The organism is Enterococcus sp. E5-162 (genome assembly GCF_035725965.1).
Taxonomy (GTDB): domain Bacteria; phylum Bacillota; class Bacilli; order Lactobacillales; family Enterococcaceae; genus Enterococcus_B; species Enterococcus_B lactis.
Map to the genome: position 1 here is coordinate 1 of NZ_JAPRFV010000045.1, position 563 is coordinate 563.

The window sequence follows — 563 nt, forward strand, 5'->3', positions numbered from 1 at the left end:
TATTGAATCGTAAATTCTTAAGAGACAACCCATTAGAAGCGATCGTAACAGACTTGACTTATGTACGAGTCGGGAAAAAATGGAATTATGTCTGTTTCATTTTGGATCTGTTCAATCGAGAAATTCTCGGCTATTCTTGTGGAGAACATAAAGATGCCGTTCTAGTAAAAAAAGCATTTAGCCGTATCAAACAACCTCTGACAGAGGTTGAGATTTTTCATACTGATCGTGGAAAAGAGTTTGATAACCAAGCTATTGATGAATTATTAACAACTTTTGACATCAATCGATCATTGAGTCATAAAGGCTGTCCTTTTGATAATGCCGTAGCTGAATCAACTTATAAGTCGTTGAAAGTAGAATTTGTCTATCAATACACATTTGAAACCTTACAACAATTGGATTTGGAGTTATTTGACTATGTCAATTGGTGGAACCACCTTCGGTTGCACGGTACACTTGGCTACGAGACACCGGTTGGTTACCGTAACCAGAGATTGGCGCAGCGAATCCTTGATAATGAGCTCGGATGTGCTAACGCTAGCGAGGCAGTCTAACTTTAA

1 pseudogene is annotated in these 563 nt (G+C 38.5%); it reads left to right on the forward strand.

The window, feature by feature from the left end:
• Window positions 1-557: pseudogene (locus tag OZZ83_RS14700) on the forward strand (IS3-like element IS1485 family transposase); the annotation flags it as partial.
• Window positions 558-563 lie beyond the last annotated feature (6 nt).